Origin of the sequence: Ulvibacterium sp., assembly GCF_965228935.1 — a bacterium.
Taxonomy (GTDB): Bacteria; Bacteroidota; Bacteroidia; order Flavobacteriales; family Flavobacteriaceae; genus Ulvibacterium.
In genome coordinates this window covers 750,475-772,462 of the sequence record NZ_OZ245846.1, presented here as the reverse complement: position 1 = coordinate 772,462, position 21,988 = coordinate 750,475, and the positions used below count along the sequence as shown (strand labels likewise).

The 21,988-nt window shown below is 44.2% G+C and carries 19 protein-coding genes; 10 read left to right on the top strand and 9 right to left on the bottom strand.

The genetic code is table 11. The annotated features are described in order from the left end of the window. Positions 1 to 96 precede the first annotated feature (96 nt). The 8 genes from ACO06Y_RS03420 (at position 97) to ACO06Y_RS03385 (ending at position 8,451) form a co-directional block, all read left to right on the top strand. Positions 97 to 1,863, top strand: a complete 1,767-nt coding sequence (locus ACO06Y_RS03420; RefSeq protein WP_422082427.1) for a PQQ-dependent sugar dehydrogenase — start codon at positions 97 to 99, stop codon at positions 1,861 to 1,863. Positions 1,864 to 1,886: 23 nt separating this feature from the next. Then, entirely contained in the window at positions 1,887 to 3,137 is a 1,251-nt protein-coding gene (locus tag ACO06Y_RS03415; protein WP_422082426.1) for an amidohydrolase/deacetylase family metallohydrolase, read from the top strand. 9 nt (positions 3,138 to 3,146) lie between these two features. Beyond that, complete coding sequence (locus tag ACO06Y_RS03410) at positions 3,147 to 4,271, top strand: bile acid:sodium symporter family protein (protein WP_422082425.1); 1,125 nt, start codon at positions 3,147 to 3,149, stop codon at positions 4,269 to 4,271. Positions 4,272 to 4,276: 5 nt separating this feature from the next. Then, entirely contained in the window at positions 4,277 to 5,194 is a 918-nt protein-coding gene (locus ACO06Y_RS03405; protein ID WP_422082424.1) for an RraA family protein, read from the top strand. A gap of 115 nt (positions 5,195 to 5,309) precedes the next feature. Further along, positions 5,310 to 5,786 carry a RidA family protein gene (locus tag ACO06Y_RS03400; RefSeq protein ID WP_422082423.1) on the top strand — a complete coding sequence of 159 codons (477 nt, stop codon included), beginning with the start codon at positions 5,310 to 5,312 and terminating at the stop codon, positions 5,784 to 5,786. 15 nt (positions 5,787 to 5,801) lie between these two features. Then, positions 5,802 to 7,016 (top strand): aminotransferase class V-fold PLP-dependent enzyme, encoded by a 1,215-nt coding sequence (locus tag ACO06Y_RS03395; protein ID WP_422082422.1) that lies wholly within the window; start codon positions 5,802 to 5,804, stop codon positions 7,014 to 7,016. Positions 7,017 to 7,039: 23 nt separating this feature from the next. After that, positions 7,040 to 7,618, top strand: a complete 579-nt coding sequence (locus tag ACO06Y_RS03390) for a RidA family protein (RefSeq protein ID WP_422082421.1) — start codon at positions 7,040 to 7,042, stop codon at positions 7,616 to 7,618. Then, positions 7,615 to 8,451 (top strand): alpha/beta hydrolase, encoded by an 837-nt coding sequence (locus ACO06Y_RS03385; RefSeq protein WP_422082420.1) that lies wholly within the window; start codon positions 7,615 to 7,617, stop codon positions 8,449 to 8,451. The genes ACO06Y_RS03390 and ACO06Y_RS03385 overlap by 4 nt, the downstream gene beginning before the upstream one ends. Before the next feature lies 1 nt (position 8,452). Here ACO06Y_RS03385 and ACO06Y_RS03380 read toward each other — a convergent pair whose 3' ends face one another. Both ACO06Y_RS03380 and ACO06Y_RS03375 read right to left on the bottom strand, forming a co-directional pair. Continuing rightward, entirely contained in the window at positions 8,453 to 10,291 is a 1,839-nt protein-coding gene (locus ACO06Y_RS03380; protein ID WP_422082419.1) for an FAD-dependent oxidoreductase, read from the bottom strand. A gap of 17 nt (positions 10,292 to 10,308) precedes the next feature. Further along, the gene (locus tag ACO06Y_RS03375; RefSeq protein WP_422082418.1) at positions 10,309 to 11,583 is read right to left on the bottom strand and encodes a sulfatase; all 1,275 of its coding nucleotides are present in this window, start codon (positions 11,581 to 11,583) and stop codon (positions 10,309 to 10,311) included. 249 nt (positions 11,584 to 11,832) lie between these two features. Between ACO06Y_RS03375 and ACO06Y_RS03370 the strand changes: the two genes are divergently transcribed. Continuing rightward, complete coding sequence (locus ACO06Y_RS03370) at positions 11,833 to 13,194, top strand: TlpA family protein disulfide reductase (RefSeq protein ID WP_422082417.1); 1,362 nt, start codon at positions 11,833 to 11,835, stop codon at positions 13,192 to 13,194. On the opposite strand, the gene ACO06Y_RS03365 is transcribed toward ACO06Y_RS03370, so the two are convergent. From ACO06Y_RS03365 to ACO06Y_RS03355, 3 genes are read right to left on the bottom strand one after another with little or no spacing between them, the layout of a single operon-like run. Next, positions 13,191 to 14,303, bottom strand: a complete 1,113-nt coding sequence (locus ACO06Y_RS03365) for a glycoside hydrolase family 10 protein (RefSeq protein WP_422082416.1) — start codon at positions 14,301 to 14,303, stop codon at positions 13,191 to 13,193. The genes ACO06Y_RS03370 and ACO06Y_RS03365 overlap by 4 nt on opposite strands. Positions 14,304 to 14,360: 57 nt before the next feature. Further along, positions 14,361 to 15,512, bottom strand: a complete 1,152-nt coding sequence (locus ACO06Y_RS03360) for an AGE family epimerase/isomerase (RefSeq protein ID WP_422082415.1) — start codon at positions 15,510 to 15,512, stop codon at positions 14,361 to 14,363. 51 nt (positions 15,513 to 15,563) lie between these two features. Then, on the bottom strand, positions 15,564 to 16,493 hold the full coding sequence (locus ACO06Y_RS03355; RefSeq protein ID WP_422082414.1) for a DUF4434 domain-containing protein: 930 nt from the start codon (positions 16,491 to 16,493) through the stop codon (positions 15,564 to 15,566). 291 nt (positions 16,494 to 16,784) lie between these two features. Between ACO06Y_RS03355 and ACO06Y_RS03350 the strand changes: the two genes are divergently transcribed. Continuing rightward, a complete protein-coding gene (locus ACO06Y_RS03350; RefSeq protein WP_422082413.1) occupies positions 16,785 to 17,756 on the top strand; it encodes a sugar phosphate isomerase/epimerase family protein in 972 nt (323 codons plus the stop codon). Here the strand turns inward: ACO06Y_RS03350 and ACO06Y_RS03345 are convergent. Genes ACO06Y_RS03345 through ACO06Y_RS03330 form a run of 4 tightly spaced genes read right to left on the bottom strand, consistent with a single transcriptional unit; the run spans position 17,753 to position 21,976 of the window. After that, positions 17,753 to 18,517: a glucosamine-6-phosphate deaminase gene (locus ACO06Y_RS03345; protein WP_422082412.1), complete on the bottom strand. Its 765-nt coding sequence runs from the start codon at positions 18,515 to 18,517 to the stop codon at positions 17,753 to 17,755. The two genes, ACO06Y_RS03350 and ACO06Y_RS03345, sit on opposite strands and share 4 nt — an antisense overlap. A gap of 9 nt (positions 18,518 to 18,526) precedes the next feature. After that, positions 18,527 to 19,768 carry an Nramp family divalent metal transporter gene (locus ACO06Y_RS03340; RefSeq protein ID WP_422082411.1) on the bottom strand — a complete coding sequence of 414 codons (1,242 nt, stop codon included), beginning with the start codon at positions 19,766 to 19,768 and terminating at the stop codon, positions 18,527 to 18,529. Positions 19,769 to 19,771: 3 nt separating this feature from the next. After that, positions 19,772 to 20,983 carry an N-acetylglucosamine-6-phosphate deacetylase gene (gene nagA / locus ACO06Y_RS03335; RefSeq protein ID WP_422082410.1) on the bottom strand — a complete coding sequence of 404 codons (1,212 nt, stop codon included), beginning with the start codon at positions 20,981 to 20,983 and terminating at the stop codon, positions 19,772 to 19,774. Between the two features lie 15 nt (positions 20,984 to 20,998). Then, positions 20,999 to 21,976 (bottom strand): Gfo/Idh/MocA family protein, encoded by a 978-nt coding sequence (locus ACO06Y_RS03330; RefSeq protein WP_422082409.1) that lies wholly within the window; start codon positions 21,974 to 21,976, stop codon positions 20,999 to 21,001. Between the last annotated feature and the right edge of the window lie 12 nt (positions 21,977 to 21,988).

Below are 21,988 nucleotides of genomic sequence, written 5' to 3'. Positions count from 1 at the left end.
GTGCTCGAGCACATTTTAAGGCTTTCGCTTGTTTTCTAGATAAAAGAATTTTACCTTGACCTAGTTCAAACTAACTACCACTGCCTTACACCAAAGATGACTAAATTTATTTACCGTTTAAAAATAGGTGCCCTATGCTTGGGTACGCTCCAGTTTTTTTTAGGATGTAACCCAAGTGGGAAGGATGGCGGCCTATTTCTTCCAGAGGGTTTTTCTTCCGTAGTTGTAATTGACAGTATTGCCGAGACCGTACGGCATATGGATGTCACGGATGATAACATCCTTTATGCTAAGTTGCGCAATGCGCATGAGAATGCTTCGGTAATCGCTTTAAAGGACACCAACGGGGATGGCTATTCGGATATCGTGGAAAAGTTCGGGGGCAAGCATCAGCGAGCGAGATGGAGTTACGCTACTGCCATGCGTATTTATAATGGTTATATTTATTATAGCTCGGATTTGGTCGTTTATCGACATAAATTAAAGCCGGGCACCTTGATTCCAGAGGGTGATGCGGAAATTGTAATGAAAGATGATCACGAACACGGGAAGCATGAGCATATTGGCAAACCTATTGCGTTTGACAATAAGGGCTATATGTACGTTCCCTTTGGGGCGCCTTCCAATGCCTGTCAAGACCCGAAACGGACACCTGAGGCACCTGGTTTGGATCCGTGCCCTCAACTTGAGGACCATGGGGGTATTTGGCGTTTTGATGCCAATAAATTAAACCAGACCCAAAAAGATGGCTATAAATATGCTTCCGGTATTCGATCAGTGGTCGCCATGAATTGGAATCCTGTTGATGAGGAGTTATATGTGGTCATGCATGGTCGGGATGATCTTTTGCGATTATGGCCCAATACCTTTTCACCGTGGGAGAGCGCTATGTTGCCTTCGGAGGAATTTATGCGGGTTACGGAAGGATCCCATTTTGGGTGGCCCTATTGCTATTATGATCAGATGTCGGGTAAGAAGGTATTGGCCCCCGAATACGGAGGTGATGGTAAGATTATTGGCCGATGTGAGGAATATGAAGATCCGATCATAGGCTTTCCGGGGCATTGGGCCCCGAACGACTTGATTTTTTATCAGGGCGATGCATTTCCAGAACGTTATAAAAATGGGGCGTTTATTACCTTTCATGGCTCTACCAACCGGGCACCCTATCCGCAATCTGGCTATTTTGTGGGATTTGTTCCTTTCAAAAATGGTAAACCCAGTGGAGAGGTCGAAGTTTTTGCCGATGGTTTTGCGCAAGTAGACCCCATTGTAAGTGTTAAGGATGCCGTACACAGACCTATGGGTCTCGCCGTTGGACCCGATGGGGAAATGTACATTTCCGATTCAGTGAAGGGTAAGATTTGGAAAGTGGTTTTTGAAGGGGACAAGGACACTTTTGGACTGGAACAACTGGCCCAAATGGAAGAGCGAAAAAAACTATCCCATATTAGGACTCCCGATAAGATTACAGATAACCTGATGAAGGATGATCTTGTGGGAGGTGAACGTATTTATTATCAATACTGTAGTGCCTGTCACCAAAAGGACGGAGGAGGGGCACCGGGAAGGTTCCCCCCACTTGTTGGCACCGACTGGGTTACCGGGGATAAGGAACGGCTTATTGAGGTAATGCTCAGAGGTATGGAAGGTAGCCTTAAAATAGGCGAAGAAGTGTATAATGGGGTAATGCCACAACACAGCTTTTTGAGCGATAAGGAGATTGCCGAAGTACTTACCTTTATCCGTTCCAATTTTGGAAATGAAGCCAGTGTAGTTGAAACAGAGGCGGTATCCGCGATACGCAAAACCCAAGAGGCATCCGGCACGCCCATTGAACCCATACAAGTAACTACGGAATAGAGAACATTAAAACGAACACCGATATGAAATCAACAATCTTAAAATTCCTGTTTTGCTTCGGGGCATTCCTTTTGACAACCCCAATGGTAGCGGCCCAAGCCTATGATATGCTCATAAAGGGAGGTCATGTCATTGATGCCAAAAACGATATCGACAAAGTAATGGATGTGGCCATAAAGGAGGGAAAGATTGCCAAAGTAGGCCCCAATATACCCAAGGGTCAGGCTGAGGTTGTGGTGAATGCCAAAGGATTTTATGTAGTCCCCGGCCTGTTGGACATCCATACCCATAACTTTCACGGTACGGTTCCTTTTGGGTATTTGAACAATAGTTTTAGTGCCTTGCCCCCAGATGGGTTTACGTTCCGTAGCGGGGTGACCACAGTGGCCGATGCCGGTAGTTCCGGTTGGAAGGATTTTAGGAAATTTAAGGAGCAGGTAATCGACCGTTCAAAGACCAGGGTACTGGCCTTTTTGAATATCGTTGGTCTGGGAATGAAAGGAGGGGCCATTGAGCAGAATGTGGCGGACATGGATCCCAAATTGACCACTATGGTCGCCGAACAATTCCCGGATATTGTGGTGGGGGTAAAGTTGGCCCACTATAGCGGATTTGATTGGACACCCACGGAACGGGCAGTGGAAGCGGGGAAACTGGCAGATATTCCCGTCATGATTGATTTTGGAGGTAGTGAACCGGAACTGTCCATAAAGACCCTATTCTTGGAAAAGTTGAGGCCAGGGGATATTTTTACACATGCCTATGCGCACGTGAAGGGCAGAACCCCAATTGTGGATGAAAACGGAAAGGTCAGGGATTTTGTTTTTGAGGCCCAAAAACGTGGAATTATTTTTGATGTGGGCCACGGCGGGGGAAGCTTTCGTTTTGATCAGGCCATTCCAGCCATGGAGCAAGGGTTAAGCCCCAATTCTATTAGTACTGATTTGCACACAGGGAGTATGAATGCGGGTATGAAGAGCCAAATAAATGTAATGTCCAAGTTTTTAAATATGGACATGCCCCTGAAAGAGGTTATTGCTGCTTCAACCTGGCAGCCAGCACAAATCATCCAAAGGGAAGATCTGGGCCATCTTTCTGAGGGAGCGGTGGCCGATGTTGCTGTGTTGAATCTCCTTAAAGGGGATTTTGGCTTCATCGATGTACAGAAAAAGAAAATGAAAGGCAGTCAAAAATTGGAGTGCGAACTCACTATCAAGGACGGTATTGTTATGTACGATCTAAACGGTTTGGCCAGCAAACCGTGGAACGAATAAATTGATTTCATGAAGAAAAGGACATATATTATTTTACTGGTTGCCGCCATGGTTTTCCTATTGGCCACAATTATACTTTTGTTTTTGGGTATGGGTGATCAGACTGGGCCTTCCCTTATCCTATTTTTGGTATTGTTGGCCTTATCGGCTAGAGGGCACCCTTTTTTTAAGGGCTTCTCTTTTACCATATTAATTTTTGCCGCTGTTTCCTATGCCATGTTCTATCCCGGATACCTGAGGCAGATAGGTGATTTTCAAATGAAATTATTGATAGTACCCCTCTTACAGGTCATTATGTTCGGTATGGGTACGGCCATGAGCATCAAGGATTTTTGGGGCGTTGTAAAAATGCCAAAAGGGGTTTTGGTAGGCGTGGTTTGTCAATTTACCATAATGCCTCTTTTAGGACTGGGTCTTGCCACTATTTTTGGATTTCCCCCGGAGATTGCGGCTGGTGTCGTTTTAATAGGGTCTTCCCCAAGTGGGTTGGCTTCCAATGTAATGTCCTATCTGGCCAAGGCCAATGTGGCTTTGTCCGTTACGCTGACAGCTGTGTCCACGCTTTTGGCCCCTTTGATGACCCCTCTGCTTATGGAAACCTTTGCAGGGCAGTTTGTTCCCATTGATTTTTGGGGAATGATGCTGAGCATACTAAAAATTGTAATTGTACCTATAATCGTGGGATTGCTCTTTAATCATTTTTTTCACGGAAAGGCACAATGGTTGGATAAGGCCATGCCCGTAGTCTCCATGGGAGGTATCGCCTTGATTATTATGATTATAACCGCTGCAGGTAGGGACAACCTTTTGACCATAGGTCTTCTGCTTGTTGTGGCGGCGATTGTCCATAATGCCGCCGGCTATTTTCTTGGGTATTGGGGGTGTCGGTTGTTCAAAATGGATGAAAGGGATTGTAGGACCATTGCCTTGGAAGTGGGGATGCAGAACGGAGGTTTGGCATCCGGTATCGCCCTGGAAATGGGAAAAGTAGCCACGGTAGGCTTGGCCCCGGCGGTGTTCGGTCCCTGGATGAACATTTCAGGTTCGTCCTTGGCTACCTATTGGCGGGACAAGGATGCCTCCAAAGAGACCAAAAAATCATTGGAAGAAGTACAAATAGATACTAAAAATTAATACGTATGAGCTGGATTAAATCTTTATTTCTAATGCTATTGGTAGGAAATCTGGCCTGGGGCCAAACGGCTTCCAAGGACTATATTATGTTTCTTACCCCGCAATGGGAAGGAGAACGTTTTGAAGATGGGAGACCCAAAGTACCTAACAGTGTTTTGGAACGTATGAAAAGTGTCACGATCGAAGAAGCATGGGGAACCCTTAGAAATGAAGGGTACCACAATCAATTTGAAGGAGGTTGGGAGCCCTTGCACGATGATGTGCCCATCGTTGGTCGTGCCCTTACCGTACAATATATGCCCAATCGTCCGGACGTATCGGATCAAATCAAGAAAAAGGGAAAAGAAGAAGGCCAAATCGGAAATACAAATTCATGGCCCATCGATATGCTTGTGAAGGGGGATGTCTATGTGGCTGACGGCTTCGGAAAAATTGTAGATGGAACTTTGATCGGGGACAACTTGGGCAATTCCATTTATGCCAAATCGAAAACCGGGGTGGTTTTCAACGCTTCCAGTCGCGATATGGAAGGGTTATCGGAAATAGAGGGCTTCAATGCCTTTGTTAGGGGTTGGCATCCATCTTTCCTGCAGGAGGTAATGTTGGAAAGTATTAATTCCCCTATCCGTATTGGGGCGGCTACGGTACTACCCGGTGATATTGTCCTGGCCAAAAAGGAAGGTGTTGTTTTTATACCGGCCCATTTGGCGGAAAAGATAGTGGTGACCTCGGAAGTAGTCCGTTTACGGGATTTGTTCGGGATCGGTCGTTTAAAAGAAGGTAAATATACCCCGGGACAAATTGATAATAAGTGGACAGACGAGATTGAAAAGGATTTTTCACAATGGCTCAAAAATCATATGGATGAACTTCCCGTACCCAAAGAACAGATACAGGAATTGTTGAAAAAACGGACGTGGTAAAAAACTAAAATAAAGGGAAGTTTCTCTCCTTGAAGGAAGGGAGGTATCCTGACAATAAATTGAAGCAGGGTGGTCTCCATCCTACATCTTGAATTAACTAAATAAAGACAGAATTATGACGAACAAAAAGACAACACGAAGGGCATCCTTTAAGAAAATGGGAATGGGTATTGCCGCCCTATTCGGCATAGGGGCCGTTAATGCAATGGATAGGGATACCCAGGCAAAAAAAGAGGTAGTCGGTGATATTGTGACCGATCAAGATATTCCACTTTTTTCCGGTGCGGTAAAACATGGAAATACACTGTATATTGCCGGAAAAGGAGCTCATGTTGAGCCCTATGAGATCAAGGCACATACGGAGATAGTATTGCAGGAATTACAGAAAGAATTGGAACGGAACGGTTCCTCTATGGAGAAAGTGCTGAAGGTAAATGTTTATCTGGCGGATTTGCAGGATTACAAGGGGATGAACGAAGTATTCCGAGGGCGTTTTGGCAAGAATCCACCTGTTAGGACCACAGTGGCCACTTATGGAGGAGTTCCTGGCAAGTCATTGGTAGAAATGGACTGTATAGCAGCTCTAGACTAATAAAAAGTACGAATCATGAGTAGTAGAAGAAAAGTATTGAAAACGTTGTCCGCCCTTCCTTTGGTCGGCGGCTTATTGGGACCTGAATTGCTTAGGGCAAATGTGGTGGAGAAAACCATTGCCAAACCTTTGGCACGGGATTTTTTCAAGGAATTGGGAATACGGACCTTTATAAATGCCGCGGGAACCTATACTTCCATGACCGGATCATTGATGCCAAAGGAGGTTACCGATGCCATTACCTATGGAACTTCGGACTATGTTAATCTAGATGAGTTACAGGATAAGGTCGGAGAACGGATCGCCCAATTATTGGATTGCGAATATGCCACGGTATCATCGGGTTGTTTTGGTGCCATGAGCATTGGAATGGCCGGGGTTTTGTGTGGAACGGACCAAGAAAAAGTGAAGCAGCTACCCAATACCGAGGGTATGAAGAATGAAGTTATCCTTCAGGAATCCCATAACATAGGATATACCCAGGCCCTAACCAATACCGGTGCAAAACTGGTTTGGATAAAAACAGCAAAAGAATTGGAAAAGGCCATTACCAAAAAAACGGCCATGCTATGGTTTTTGAATGCAAACGCCGAACAAGGGGAGATTAAATGGGAGGAATTCGTTGCATTGGGCAAGAAGCATAACATTCCTACTTTTATCGATTGCGCCGCGGACGTACCACCCGTAGAAAATCTCTTCCGTTTTACAAAAATGGGCTTTGATTTGGTAGCGTTTTCAGGGGGCAAGGGGCTCCGTGGACCCCAAAGTGCGGGTCTGCTATTGGGTAAAAGAAAGTATATAGAGGCCGCCCGAATGCATACACCACCCAGAGGTACGACCATCGCCAGGGGGATGAAGGTAAACAAGGAAGAGGTTTTGGGGATGTTGGTGGCCTTGGAGCTTTATTTGGCCAAGGATCATAAAAAGGAATGGCAACTTTGGGAAGACCAAATTAAATTGATCAGTGATAATGCTAAATCCGTAAAGGGTGTGGAAACCGAGATACATGTTCCTCCCCATGCCAATCATGTACCCAGCCTAAGAATACGATGGGATGAGAATGTGGTGAAAATCTCAAAGGATGAAATGCGGAAAAAATTGCGTGATGGGCATCCTTCCATAGAAACCGTAGGGAACAAGGAAGAGGTGGGCATCACTACCTGGATGATGGAACCTGGACAGGAGCGTATTGTCGCATCTCGTGTTAAGGAAGTCTTGACGAATGCATAGAATTAATCAATAAAAAACCTAAAATGAAAACACTTCTGACCGCAGCGACTTTGCTCTTATTTTTTTCCTGCCAGACGGCCCCTGAAAACAAGCAAGCTGTTGAAACCGAAACCAAGGTAGAGGAGACCATTCCAGAAGGTTATGATCCCGAGGCCAAACTTTCGGAATTGGGTATAGAGCTTAGTACACCCTCTGCTCCGGTGGCCAATTACGTAAATGCCGTACGTACGGGAAACCTAATCTTTTTGGCAGGTAAAGGCCCTCTAAAGCCGGATGGTGAGAACATTACCGGGAAGTTGGGAGCCAACCTCACTATTGAGGAAGGCTATGAGGCTGCACGAATCACAGGAATCAACCAACTTTCCGTACTTAAGGCGGAATTGGGCAATCTGAACAAAGTAAAACGTATCGTAAAGGTATTGGGGATGGTCAACAGTACCCCTGATTTTACCGACCAGCCCAAGGTAGTCAATGGGTATTCCGATTTGATGGTAGCTGTTTTTGGAGAAAACGGCAAACACGCCCGGGCAGCTGTGGGTATGGGAGCTTTACCAAGTGATATTGCTATAGAGGTAGAGATGATCGTTGAAGTATACGATTGACAAGGAACCTATTTCAAATACGGACTTTTGTTCTTCTCCTGTGCGGCCCCTTTGTATTCGCGCAAAACGTTACCCATGTCCTTGAGAAGGATATTCCGTATTATGATCAAAAAACGCAAGCTTTCGACCCGTATATAAAAGAGCGGTGTAAACTGGATGTGTACTATCCAAAGGATACAGTCAATGTTTCTACGGTTGTCTGGTTCCATGGAGGTGGACTGGAATTTGGGGAAAAGCACATTCCTGAAGGCTTATTGGAAAAAGGTGTGGCGGTCGTAACCGTAAATTATAGGATGCACCCTAAAGTTAAACATCCCGTGTATATTGAAGATGCCGCCGCGGCGGTTGCATGGACATTCAAAAACATTGACCGGTATAATGGGAATCCTGAAAAGATTTTCATTACCGGGCATTCTGCGGGGGGCTATTTGGCAAGTATGGTCGGGCTCGATAAACGATATCTTGAAAAACATGGAATCGATGCAAACGATATCGCAGGCTTAATTCCTTTTAGCGGGCATACCATTACCCATTTTACCATTAGAAAGGAAATGGGAATCAAAGGTACACAACCGATTGTAGACCCATACGCTCCATTATTCCATGTTCGAAAGGATGCCTCGCCTATGCTGTTGATTACGGGTAATCGCGAATTGGAACTATTGGGCCGCTACGAGGAAAACGCCTATTTCTATAGAATGATGAAAGTAGTGGAACATCCCGATATAGAGCTCATGGAACTGGACGGATATGGCCATAACATGGTCTATCCCGCTATTCCTTTATTGTTGAATTTTATAAAGGAGAAATCAAAATCCATAGAAACTAATTAACTCAATCCGAAATGAGTTTCCCCTCAAAATCGATTTCCTTTGCAAAAGGATTTAAAAGGGCATCGATAAGGATACTTACACTTCTACGTGTAAGCGGCGTATTCCCATCATATTCCTGCTGGATATTCCACGATTTCCAGTCCTTTTGGATGGAATCCCAAGCGTAATTCGTACCGATTTTTTCCAGAAGTTGCCCAATAAAAACTGGGGTAGTCCCAGCTCCCGAGGCATGGAGTTTTTCTATTTCCGGATAGTAGGGGAGTAAACCTTTCTTTAATTCGTACTCGGAAACGATTCGATTCGGATAGAACCAGGTTTGGTTGGCCCATTTGTAGGGTATGCCAAAGGCTTTTAAAATTCCGGTGGCCCCCATACGTTGCATCGCGGCAAAAGCAGGATCATCACTCTGTACATCGATGAAAGGCATTACATAGGCCTTACTTTTCAATAAAGCATTTTGTACCCGCCGGATGGATACCGTGGAGGGTTGCTCATTTTCCGTTATTGCGGTTGCCGCCAAGGCCCCCGCTGCTTGTCCGATACCTAGCACCACGGGCTGTAGGCGGGTTGCGCCGTTTACAATGTTGGAAACACTGATATTCTTTTCGGCCACGATAAAATTTTCCAGATTGGCTGGGACCAAACTTCCCAAGGGCACATTGTAGCTAGGCACTTTGATATTGATAAAATCGATTTCAGGCGCATCAGGATTCTTGTCATGATGGTGGTCTATAGGGTAATCACCTACAGCAATTCCGGTGCGGTACAGGGTAAAATCATAGGGTCTTTCCACATGATCCACGGTTAAAAAGGCCTTCCCCTTTACCCTTCGGGCTTCGCGGTCGTAGGGAATCATGGGAAAATTGTCCTTGGTCGGGAATTCTTCGGAGACCCGGAGATTTTTAAAACCTAGTTCATTTTGAATGTAATACACAAAGCCTTGGGTAAATTGCTTTGCCTCTAGCAATCTTTCCGTTCGTTCCTGTTGGGTCAATTCGGGCCAATTGAGATAAAAGTCATTACCGCAATTGGGCCAGTTCATCATGTACTTGTTATTAGGAAGTTTACCATAGTCCAACATTTGCTGGCAGTTGGATACCCCCCCGAACATTTCGCCGTCCTCACGTTTACAAGCGCATTCATAGTTTTTTGGATCGTAGTTTTTTGGCTTTTTCACGAGGCCACGCTTTCCTCGGATACTTCCGACGTCCTCCAAAATCAGGACATAGGTTAAATCCTGAACGATGTTATTGGCCGTTTCCGGAGCTTCTTTTTCACCGGTATCGTTTTTGGAATCCATCCCTAAACGAAAGTCGGCCCCGACCAATGGTAAGAGCTCACCGATTTCGGTACCATCGATCAAGATTTTCGCCTGGGTAGTGTGTGTTTTTCTATTTTGGACATAGGTCACCTGCCAGCCTTCCCCTGCCTTTTTAACATTGGTGTATTGGGCATTAAAGGCAATATCCAGATTGGGGATATCGGCCATTTCTTGTAAGATTTGATTTCCTATGGAGGGTTCAAATAACGTATGGCTTACCCAACCTGTGGCCAAGGCTTTGGCGCCACCGTAGTGATCCCTTAGTTTTTGACGGAACTCACCCCAAATGCCCGAGGGCATTTCATGATTACCATCAATGGCCGAAACTCCCGCAGCAGTGAGCATTCCTCCAAGCCATGGGGTAGCTTCGATAATCTGAACCTTTACCCCCATACGGGCCGCTTGGATACCGGCGGACGTACCACCGGCACCGCCCCCGATAATTACAATATCCGTTTGTTTCTGGGCATGGGCGGCGAGAAAACAAAAGATAAGGAAAACAGTAATTCTTAATTTCATGGTTTACGGGATTTCATTTATTGCTCTAATTTTGAATAAGGCCAATTGGTATATTCGGCCAGTAATTCGGCTACTTTTTCTGGATATTGGGTCGCCAGATTGGTCATTTCCGTGGAGTCTAAGGCCATATTGGCCAAAAAGAGTTTGTCCTTTTTCGAATCAAGCGGGGCCCTATCGGAACTGTCCCAAGGGTCACCTATCAGTTTCCAATCATCTTTGCGTACGGCCCAGGAACCATTGTTTTGCCAAATGAAGGTTTGGTGCTTGGAAGGCATATCTTTGTTCTTAAGCATAGGTACAAGGCTTCTTCCTTCCAAGTTAGTGGGCGCAGCTATACCACAGAGTTCCGCTATGGTTGGAAACCAATCGATATTAAGGGCCATTTGATTTCTACTAGTATTTTCCGGCAGATGCCCTTTCCAACTGATAATGGCTGGGACACGTATACCGCCTTCGAAGAGACTGAATTTTGCCCCTCGGAACGGTCCGGCACTACCACCGCCACCAAAAGTACGTTCTTCCTTGGAATATCCGTGATCCGATTGAAAAATGATGATCGTGTTTTCCCTTAGGCCCAAATCGTCCAATTTTTTAAGGAGCCTTCCGATGCGTTCATCAATGGTGGAAACAAATGCCGCATATTCTTTTCTGGGCGATTCAAGGCCTTGGTAATAGGTACGCCATTTTTCATCGGGTTGTAAGGGATAGTGGGGAAGGTTGATCGCATAGTACAGGAAGAAAGGCGCTTCCTTGTGTTGATTGATAAAGGCCTCCGCTTGGGTTGCCATCAAATCCGGAAAATATTTTCCATCGGCCCAAATTTCCGTTCCGTTTTCCCAAAGATCATGGCGATTGGGACCATGCCAATAAAAGAAATGGGAATAGTTATCAATGCATCCGCCCATGTGGCCATAGGAATAATCAAACCCTTGTCCATTGGGCATGGTCTCCGGGGTATAGCCCAAATGCCACTTCCCCACATGCCCTGTAGCATAACCCGCCTGTTTCATCATTTCGGCCAAGGTAAAACGATTGGACGGCATGCCCTCATCACCCTTGGTAGAGGAAGCATTTCCTGGCAGACCTGCAGCGTGGGGATTTAGCCCGGTCAACATGGAGGCCCTAGAGGGAGAACAAACGGAAGCGGCCGCATAGAATTGGGTAAACCTTGTCCCTTCCCTTGCTAGTTGATCCATATTGGGGGTATAGAGATCCTTGGAGCCGTAACAGTTGACATCGGCCCAGCCTTGGTCATCCGTCAAAATTAGAATGACGTTAGGCTTTTCCGACACTTTTTTTTGACCCAGAACAAAAAATACCGATAGAAATAAAATAGCTGCAGTTAGAACTTTTTTTGGAGATAGGTGTAGTTTGAATGGCACTATTACTCAATGTTTAGTTTAGGGTATAATTTACCAAAAAACCATTCATGTTTCTTGATTCCTTTTCGTTAAATCGAACTTCTACGTTAACCGAATCAAACTTTATGTTATATTTTTAATAAATAGTCTGAAGTAATTCAATAGGTAAGCATAGGATTCATGAAGTTTAAGTATCTATATGTTGTTTTTAGTATCCTGGCAATTGCCTGCCAGGATAAAAAAACAATCAGTATATTTTTGGATTCTGACCTCGTACATCAGGATACTGTTTTTTTGACCGAATTTACCACAGATCGCCTCTTGGCCAAGATACCCTTGTCCTCATCCAAATTTAACTTTGAAGTTCCTGACAACCCTAGCATCGCTAGAATAAAACTAGCTGATAACAAGCAACGTTATATGGCTATATTGGAAGGTGGCACCGACTTAACAATTAGTGTTAAAAGCGATACCACCATTTTCACTAACTATGTTAAGGACTCTCTTTTGACTTACCTCTGGAGAAGCACTAATGCTTTTTTTGCAGACCATGGCAATTTCATTTTTGGAACCCGGGATCTGGATTCCTTAAAGAATATTTTTGAGGAGTTCAGAATAGAACGAAAAGGAGTAATACAAGGGCATAAGGAACAATTAGATGAAGAAATGGAAGATCTGCTTCATTATCAGAACGATGCCTGGATTTATTCCTTTCTGTTTTTTTATGGTCGAATGGTTAAAAACATTGACCCCAAGAGTAGTTTCTTCAGTTTTACCGAATACGTTGATGACGAAAACATATGGGTCAAAACATTTCCACATAATTCGCTTTACAAATACGAAATACAATATCTCAAGAAATTGGATTCAATTCAGAGTATAGAACATTTTTTGAATTTTGTTGATCAACGCGTGGTAAACATGGATAATGCCGATTTCTTAAAATCGATTTATATCAAGTCGCTTATTGAACGACCGCATTACTGGCCAAAACATGAGTACTTGCTGAACTCGGAATCATTACGTGAGTTGATTAAAAGAGAAAAAAACAATAGGTATTTTACGTTAATAGAACAACTTTCAAAGGCTTATTTGGCTACCCAAAAAGGAGAGATGGCCTATGATTTTACTGCCGAGAATTTAAAAGGTGAAAAGGTTAAGTTGTCCGATTATCGTGGTAAAATTGTTTTTATAGATAATTGGGCAAGTTGGTGCGGCCCCTGTATTGCGGGTAGGCCCCAGCTTAAAAAAATGGCAGCCAGACTTAAGGAGCGTGATGACATTGCTTTTTTGTTTGTTTCATTGGATGCAAAGAAAACGAACTGGATGGGTTTTCTAGAAAACGAGGAATCCCCAATGGATTACCAATCGGAATTGTTCATTAAAAAAGGAATGTCCACAGATTATGGCAAAAATTACAATATCAAGTTTATTCCAAAATACATGCTAATTGACAAACAGGGTCTAGTGGTGGATTCCAATTTAAAGAATCTTGTCAAAAGCGAAAGACAAATCAATGAGTTGTTGAAAGAGCAAAACTAACGTGGGTCATTTGTCTTATTCAGATTTGTTTTCCGGTAAGCTTTACCAAAAAACCGCTCATGTTCCTTTAATCCTTCATAAAAGAAAAAGACTTCACTATCCAATCCCCGCTCACGATTGGCCCTTACCATCCTTTTTAAAAACCGCTTGGATGGGGTATATTCCCCTACTTTCAAGAGCACCCCAGGAACAAATGGGATAGAGGAGCCCACGGGCATGAATTCCAAATTGGCATCCAGAGTGGTGGTGTAGGCTTTGATATCATACCGATAGACCTGAGGAATTATGGCATCTACCCAACCGTTTTTTACCCATGTTGGCCAGTCCTGCAGATATTCCTCCTTACTCCAGGGAAAGATGCTTGGCGCCATGGTTACTGCAATATCCGGTCTTATGGATTTTACGGTCTCATAGATTCTTTTGGCAAAGCGGTTCAATCGTTTGGCACGCCAATCGATCCAATCAGCATCTTTGTAATCCTGGGGAGGCGATTGCCCGTTGTGCTCTTTTTTGTATAGGGAAACCGTAAGTGCATCATACCCTGCCGTAGAAGGATTGGCCGGTAGGCGATCGTCACCTTGAATGCCATCGATATCATAATTTTCAACAACTTCGGTAATTAGGGAAAGTAGAAAATCCTGCACTTCGGAATCAAAGGCATTCATCCACTGGAACCCATTTTTTGAGACCAGTTTGCCGGCATTATCCAAGGCTTTCCATTCGGGTCTTGCCCGAAGGATGTGTCCACCATCCTCTTCTTGATAACTACTCGAAAATCCGAATTCGAACCAGGCATGCACTTTCAGTCCTTCAGCATGTGCTATGTCTATCAGTTCTTGTAAAATATCCCTGTCAGCAAACCGGGGGGAGACCTTTTTCCCAAACTCCCCATGCATTACTTCGCTGGGATAAAGGGTATAGCCCCGGTTCCACACCACCACATAAATCTGATCAATACCATAGGTCTTGCAACTTCGTATTACTTCTTGAATACCCTCCTTGGAATCCAAGGCCTTACTGGCCACATCGGTAAGCCATACACCCTTTTGGGACTGGGACAAAGCATATGGGAAATAGAAAAGTAGGACTACCAACAAAAAATAGCGCATATCTGAATAAAAATAGAAAGTTTTAAGTTTAAGGTTCAAGGCAGTCTATGATTTCTTTTAGGCCAAGGTTTTCCATATTTCCAATAATGCTCGGGGAACATGAAAACAACCTTTCCACTTACCACCCTTAAGGTCGGATATAACTTCCCCTTTCCGGTTTAGATAGCCAAACCATTCACCACCGTTTTGCTCATCACGAAAATGATTCCAAGCGTACTCATGTACCTTTTCGAACCACAGTTTCGCCTTAGGGTTCTGATTATAGGCATAGGTCTTTGCCAAGGCGACCAAAGTTTCCAAATGGACCCACCAAAGTTTTTGGTCGTGCTCCAATTGCTGTGGAGGATGACCCTTAAAATCCATAAAATAAAAAATGCCGCCATAGGTCTTGTCCCATCCATGTTCCAATTGTTGGAACATAATCTCTTCGGCCTTTTCGATAAGTGTTGTATCATTTTTACGGATTCCCAGGTTCATGATAAACCACATGGCCTCAATGGCATGGCCAGGATTGAGCAACCGGCCTTCAAAGCTATCCACAAATTCTCCGGTATCGGAAATGTTTTCCAGGACAAGCCCGCTTTCTTGGTGATAGAATTGGTTAATGACCAAATCGATTATGGAATCGGTCACATTTTTTACCTGTTCGGCCCCCAACAAATGTTCCAGTTCCAAGGAGAGATTACAAAGGATCATGGGTAGGGCGAAGTTTTGGAGATTGCGCGTACCCGGATAGATTTTGTTGTATTTTCCTTTTGGATTCTCTTGGCGCTTAAGAATGTTTCCGAAGGTAGTTCGGGCAATTTCCGCGTAGTGCTCCCTAGGTTCTATGTCGTATAAGGTTCCAAAAGCCATGGCGGCAAAGCAATCGGAGAAAATGTTATAGGGCTGTACGAGGGGTCTCCCCTTTTGGTCCAGGGAAAAATACCAGTTGCCATGGGTGTCCCGCCCATTTTTTTCGAGAAAATCTGCCCCCAAGAGGGCGATTTCTTTCCAGGCTTCTCTTTTTTGTACCTTTTGGTATAAGGTGGAAAATATCCAAATCTGGCGGGCTTGAAGCCAAATAAACTTATCGGTATCATAAACATTTCCTTTGCCATTAAGACAGGTAAAGTAACCACCGTTCTCTTCGTCCAAGGAATGTTTTTCCCAGAATGGAATAATCTGGTCGAGCAATTCATTTTTGTATATGTCCGCGTACTGTTTCAAGAATTTCCGTTTTTTTTGCTCAGCCGACTTAAGTGATACCGGCAATCATTGTTAAATTTTGAAGTATTCCATATATCGATTGTATAAGTGACCGGCCTGCAAATAAGCCGATTGTGGGCTCATAAAATGCGAGAACTCAAAGGTAATCGCCTTTTCGCAACCGGCACGTTTGGCCGCCTCCAACTTCAATATGAGTTTTTCAAATTTTATGGGGAGAAATTTAATAGGCATATCCCTGTCCAATGATTCGGAGTTTGTCCAGGATCGCAATCCATACTTGTCCGCCAAGGATTTGTTTACGCTCAAATAATCCTCCAATTCATTGTAGCCCACATGGCCATCTTGAAAAGCAACAATATCAACACTATTTTTAATCCCATCAAAAATTTCATCCCATTCTTTTTCATGCTCCTTGAGTGAGATACCAGAAGCTTTCGTCAGTTGTCCCTCTGTCGCGGCTATTGCTTTCTTTCCATCTATCCATGGCGAGATCAGTACGGGCAATCCATCACTTACCGACTTGCAATGGTCGCCCAATTGTGCAATCGATTCTATGGCTCCCTTGGTCTTTCGGCTTAATTCCAGACTTAAATACCAACCGCCAAAACTTTTGTGATGACCATAGGTTTTATAGACTTCCTCAATGACATGAAGGTTTATGTCTATCTCCTGTCGCATATCACCGGTTTCCCAATACTTGCCGCTATCATAGGTGCCAAAATAAAAGGTCATATCGTACTTTTCAGCAAGCTCAAGGAACAGTTTCACCAAATCGACAATGGGACGAAACCTATTGTGCCTTTCGATTAAATATTCAGAGGGATAGGTCAAAAATTGATGGTACCCGCAACGAATTAGAATCACTGTATCGATACCTATTTTTTTCATATGGGCAAAATCGGCATCCCACTCCTTGGGCCCCCAATTCTGATGTGGTATATCGTGGCTTATCTCGTCTAGGAAAGTTCCCGTGATTTGCATTGTACAGTATCATTTTTATGTCCTTTCCGTCCGGGTCAAGGAGCTTTAAACATTGGCCTTTTCAACTTTTAAACCCAAACACTTTCATCGTTACCCATAACAGGACCGGAGCTGTGTTTTGGTCAATACCAAAGAAAGTGGAAAAAATTACCTCCATGTCCCCAATAATCTTTCATGGATTTTGCGCCTAAGATAGCCAAAGTTTTGTGTGGATTTGGTACCCAAGTCGGTTTTGGGTAAATCTTTTATTATTTGATATATTTATGAGGAATTAGTAGTAGGATAAGAATCATGAAAAGAAACGACTTCATTAAACAATTTGGTCTTTTATCGGCCGCTGGTGCCCTAGGGATGGAGCAACTGATAGCCCATTCATTTACAAAACCGATTATGGATACTATGGATAAAATAGGAATACAATTGTTCTCATTGCCCGCCTTGTTGGAAAAGGATTTCAAGGGAGGTATTCAAATGCTCTCCAAAATGGGCTATACGGAGTTGGAACTCTTTGGGCCTTATCCTTATAGTTCTGAAAGTGCAAAAGCTGGCTGGAAAGCGGCAGAGGCATTCTTGGGTTTTTCGGGGAGTGGGTATTTTGGACTTTCGGAGCAAGAAGTAAGGGGATTGCTCAAAGACCATGACATGAACATTCCCTCGATGCATACGGATTTGGATACCCTTGAAAACCACATCGAGGCTTTTGGAAAGGCTAAAGAGGTTTTGGGATTTGAATACATCACGCTTCCCGCCATTCCCGATGACCGTAGAAAGTCCATGGACGATTATAAGAAAATGGCCGATACCTTCAATACCATAGGTGAAAACGCGAAAAAGCTAGGACTTAAATTCGCTTACCACAATCACGGCTATGGATTAAATGAAGTTGGTGGTCAAATACCCTTCCAAGTGATGATGGAGGCTACCGACCCGGATTTGGTATTTTTGGAAATGGATATTTTCTGGACCATCGCCGGTAGGGCCAACCCTATGGAATATCTCAAAAAATATTCCGGACGTTACCATTTGTTACACATTAAGGATATGAAACCGCTGACCCATTTTTCCGGGGATGGTTCTGATATGCAGCAATGGATGGAGCTCTTTCCTTTGATGACCAATGTTGGTGACGGTGAAATGGATATCAATGGGATTATTAAAACCGCCAAAGAAAATGGGGCCAAACACTTTTTCGTGGAACAGGATTTGGTCCAGGATCCTAAAACAGCCCTGAAACGAAGCATTGATTATTTGAAGACCGTTTAGGGGACTATTTTTGAAGCAGAGTTGGTATCCAAAAACAGTCGGGTATCCGAATGTGTTCTTAGAATGGTAGCCGGGCATTCTGTACCGATTTCCCCATGCAATGTACTATGGACTGCAGTTGCCTTTCGTTCGTCCGGTACCACACAACTAATGGCCTTACAACGCATAATTGCCGGAATGGTAAGGGTAAGGGCCTGTTTGGGAACATCGTCTAGGGTAGGGAACCATCCTTCTCCCAATTGCTGTTTTCTACAGTCTTCATCCAAAGAGACCAGTTTAACCCATTTGGGGTCGTTGAAGTCGGCAACAGGTGGATCGTTGAAGGCTATGTGACCGTTTTCACCAATCCCGATACAGGCGATATCTATAGGGTGTTGTTTCAAAGCTTCCGTATAATCGTCCATCTCCTTTTCCAGATATGGGGCATCGCCATTCAAAAAAAAGATTTTTTTTGGGGATACGGCATCCAGGATGCGTTCTCTCAAATACTTCCGGAAACTGGCTGGATGTTGATCCGAAATACCCTTGTATTCGTCCAAATGAAAAACGGCAATTCTTTTCCAATCGATCACTTTCCCTTGTAGGGCCTTTAAAAAGGAAAACTGAGAGGCCCCGGTAGCGAGAATAAGGTTTGCCTCGTCTCTTTGTCGTATGGCTTCGTCCAATTTGCTTTTTACGAAATCGGCTGCCGCCTCTCCCATTTCGGTAGGGTCACCATAAACGGCAACCTGCAGTTTGTCAATTGTGAACGATTTTGTCATTTTGAAGAGTTATAGAAATTCAACGATGGCAAACCATGTGGTAATCAAGGAGAACAGAATTACCAGGAGGATTCCAAAATTTAATTTTTTGCTGGCTCTATGGTCATGCATCAAACCTTTTTTATTGATCAATACAAAAATAGGAATGGCTACTGCGGGAAGGATGCAAGCCTGAAAGGCCTGTGAGAAAATCATTAACGCAGGTGGTCTTTCTTCCAGGAAAACGGTACCAAAGGCAAAGAGCATAGCCCCAAAAATAAGCCATCTGGACTGCGCCGAGTGTATGTTTCTGGGTTTTCCCGTATAATCGGCTACCAGCCAGGGAGCGATCAACACTATGGGAAATATAGTAGAAAGCCCTGCCCCGGTAATGCCGATGATAAGTATAAAAGCGGCCAATTTACCACCGATTGGCTCAAACAAATCGATCATTTCTATAGTATTCTCCAATTTGAGCCCGGATACGTGTAATGTGCCCGCAGCTACGGCCATAATCACACCACTCAATAAAAGCATCATAGCGGCGGATACAAGGGCGTCGCGTTTTTCCATTTTTAAATCGTTGATACCCCAACCCTTTTCGGCCACAACGGTACTTCTCATAATGAACACGGCGGCGGAACAGGTAGTGCCGGTGATGGCGGCAATTAACCCAAGCGCCCCGGGCGTATTTGGAATATTGGGGACAATACCTTCCGCCAATACAGAAAAATCAGGTTTTACCATGAAAAAAACTACGATAAATGAAAGTCCCATTACGATTACCAATACCGTCAATACTTTTTCGAACGTCCGATATCGACCATACCAAAGCAAAAAATACAGGATGATGCTAAAAAAGAGAATGATCCAAAAAGTCTTAATGACCAGTCCATCAAAAGCGAGGCGAATACCTTCCTGGACCAAGTCTGCCACAATACCCATAACACCCATTAAGGCCAATAATTCCCCGATGATAAGCGCAATGATAATATATAGTGATAGGATCCATCCCCATCGGAACTGCGTCTTGAAATTGAATAGGGCGGTCTTGCCACTGACCAAGGTCACCTTGCCATAGGCCACCATAAGGATGTACGTAAAAATACAGGACAGCACCAAGGCCCAGAACAGCCCCATACCGTGTTCGGCCCCAGTTTTTGCCATGGTAGTTACGCTACCGGTGCCAATATTGTACCCAATAAGAAATAGGCCGGGACCAACGGCGGCCAAGGCCAAGAGCAATTTTCTATAAAAAGGTTTGTTTTTCATGGACTAGTCCTGGTCGTATACCAATTTCCCTCCAACATAGGTTTGCTCAACGACCATTTGATTGTCCTTTAAGGAAAAAAGGATAAGATCCGCTTGTTTGCCTACTTCAATTTCCCCTAGTCCATCCAAGGAAAATAACCTTGCCGGATTGGTACTTGCCATCTGAACCGCATTTTTTAAGGAACATCCGGTATACTCCATTACCACGCCCACACATTTACTGATAGGGGAGGCGGCACCTGCCAACACATTTTCCTTGGGAAGTTTCACGACATTCGGGGTAAGTACTAATTTTCTTTCCCCCCGGATATACTCACCGGGAGGTAGACCGGCCAAATCCAGGGCATCGGAAACCAGAATGGTATTTTCAACACCTTTGGCCTTATAAAAGGTACGTACTTCCTCCTTGGTCAAATGAAAGCCATCGGCGATTATACTGATTGTAATGGCATCATTGGACAATTGCGGCCAAATGGGGTTATGGTGACGGTTGATTTCATTGGCACATCCATTTCCCAAATGAGTGCCCATGGTGGCACCTGCATCGACCGCACGCTGTATTTCTTCCGCTGAGCCATTGTGGTGTCCCAAGGAAACAATAATACCGCTCTCCACACATTTACGAATAAAAGGAATCGCACCATCGATTTCCGGGGCAACGGTAATCAGCTTTATGCCATTTTCCGCCGCTTTTTGGATTTCTTGAAATTCCTTCCAATCTGGCTTTTTGATGTATTTTTCCAAATGGGCTCCACGAAAACCGGCCAAAGGGGAAATATAGGGTCCTTCCAAATGAAATCCGGGAATGGATTGCCCTATCTCAGGATTTTTACGGGCTTCCGCCAAAATGGCGAAGTTTTTTTTAATCCGATCCAGATCACTCGTGATAATGGTCGGAAAATAGGTGGTAACCCCGGCCTTCCATAATGCTTTGGTCGCTTTTACAACTCCTTCCACGGTTAGGTCCGGTCCGGAAAAATCGACCCCGACATACCCGTTGATCTGTATATCGATCAAACCTGGAGCTATATACAAGGGGGGTCTATCCGTTTCCGGCCCCAGTGGCTTTAATGCGGTGATCCTTCCATTTTCCAAGGAAATCGAAACCGGATTTTCGTCCCAATAACCAATGCTTTGGAGCGTAATTGTACCGGAGGATTCAAAGGGAACCATGGGTGCCAGTATAAAGATGATACATAAGGTCAAAAACTTCATGTTACTATTTTTTTGTTACTCCCAATGGGCCACATCCTCCCATTTTCCGGTTGCTACAGATTTTTCAAGGGCTTCCAGCACGGCCACACAATGAATTATGCTCTCATGGCTCCTGGGTTCTTCACCTGTTCTGAACATGCGAACCATATCCACATAGTTTTTAGCAGGCTTTTTTTCTTCTACCCTTGCTTTTAATTCCAGTATGCCATCATCGGTTTCAACAAAGGTGCGCCATCCGTATTTTTTTGTGGTGAAAATCAAGCTGGCCAACATCCCATCCTCAAAAACAAGACTGGCACTACTGTTTTTCCCATTTTTTTGAACCTGTACTTTTTTCACTGTATTCCCGAACATATACAACAGGGGCTGGACAATGTGTGCCCCGTAGAAAAATATGCCCCCATACTCGGATTCCAGATCTACGGGCCCATAGCGGACCACTTGGTTGAGACTCCCCATATGTTGTACTTGTTCCATGATATCAAAAGTCTCGTAACTGTGGGCAATGGAACTAAAGGAGGTAACCGGTGTACCATATTTACGGGCCATTTTCAAAAATTCCACTCCCTTTTCGGCACGATAACAAAAAGGCTTGTCGATAAAGGCGGGAATTCCTGCCTTTATAAAAGGAATGGCCGGCTCCAGATGAAATTTTCCATGTCGATGGTCGACGATAAGGGCATCTATCTTTCCGAGCATTTCATTGGGATCTTTGACCATCTTGGGAATATTGCCTTTTTCCATGGCTGTTTTGGCGAATTCCTCGGTTTCCCCCCAAACATATTTTACTTCCATTCCAGGGAAGGCCTTATCCGTATTGAATAACTTTCCAAAGCCTGCGGTATGTGAGTTTTCGGCACCTATAATGCCAATGATGAATGGTTTGGAAGGGTTCGTCCATTGTGAAACCAATCCTAGGGGGGTGGTCATTGTAGCTGCAGATAAGAGTGCGCCTTTCCCGGTTTTGTTTAAAAAAGATCTTCGCGTGGTCATAACCTATTTTTA

Excerpts from the sequence above, each read along its gene's own strand:
- ACO06Y_RS03420 (WP_422082427.1), top strand. The coding sequence starts at position 97 with ATGACTAAATTTATTTACCGTTTAAAAATAGGTGCCCTATGCTTGGGT.
- ACO06Y_RS03415 (WP_422082426.1), top strand. The coding sequence starts at position 1,887 with ATGAAATCAACAATCTTAAAATTCCTGTTTTGCTTCGGGGCATTCCTT.
- ACO06Y_RS03410 (WP_422082425.1), top strand. The coding sequence starts at position 3,147 with ATGAAGAAAAGGACATATATTATTTTACTGGTTGCCGCCATGGTTTTC.
- ACO06Y_RS03405 (WP_422082424.1), top strand. The coding sequence starts at position 4,277 with ATGAGCTGGATTAAATCTTTATTTCTAATGCTATTGGTAGGAAATCTG.
- ACO06Y_RS03400 (WP_422082423.1), top strand. The coding sequence starts at position 5,310 with ATGACGAACAAAAAGACAACACGAAGGGCATCCTTTAAGAAAATGGGA.
- ACO06Y_RS03395 (WP_422082422.1), top strand. The coding sequence starts at position 5,802 with ATGAGTAGTAGAAGAAAAGTATTGAAAACGTTGTCCGCCCTTCCTTTG.
- ACO06Y_RS03390 (WP_422082421.1), top strand. The coding sequence starts at position 7,040 with ATGAAAACACTTCTGACCGCAGCGACTTTGCTCTTATTTTTTTCCTGC.
- ACO06Y_RS03380 (WP_422082419.1), bottom strand. The coding sequence starts at position 10,291 with ATGAAATTAAGAATTACTGTTTTCCTTATCTTTTGTTTTCTCGCCGCC.
- ACO06Y_RS03370 (WP_422082417.1), top strand. The coding sequence starts at position 11,833 with ATGAAGTTTAAGTATCTATATGTTGTTTTTAGTATCCTGGCAATTGCC.
- ACO06Y_RS03365 (WP_422082416.1), bottom strand. The coding sequence starts at position 14,303 with ATGCGCTATTTTTTGTTGGTAGTCCTACTTTTCTATTTCCCATATGCT.
- ACO06Y_RS03355 (WP_422082414.1), bottom strand. The coding sequence starts at position 16,493 with ATGCAAATCACGGGAACTTTCCTAGACGAGATAAGCCACGATATACCA.
- ACO06Y_RS03350 (WP_422082413.1), top strand. The coding sequence starts at position 16,785 with ATGAAAAGAAACGACTTCATTAAACAATTTGGTCTTTTATCGGCCGCT.
- ACO06Y_RS03345 (WP_422082412.1), bottom strand. The coding sequence starts at position 18,517 with ATGACAAAATCGTTCACAATTGACAAACTGCAGGTTGCCGTTTATGGT.
- ACO06Y_RS03340 (WP_422082411.1), bottom strand. The coding sequence starts at position 19,768 with ATGAAAAACAAACCTTTTTATAGAAAATTGCTCTTGGCCTTGGCCGCC.
- nagA (WP_422082410.1), bottom strand. The coding sequence starts at position 20,983 with ATGAAGTTTTTGACCTTATGTATCATCTTTATACTGGCACCCATGGTT.
- ACO06Y_RS03330 (WP_422082409.1), bottom strand. The coding sequence starts at position 21,976 with ATGACCACGCGAAGATCTTTTTTAAACAAAACCGGGAAAGGCGCACTC.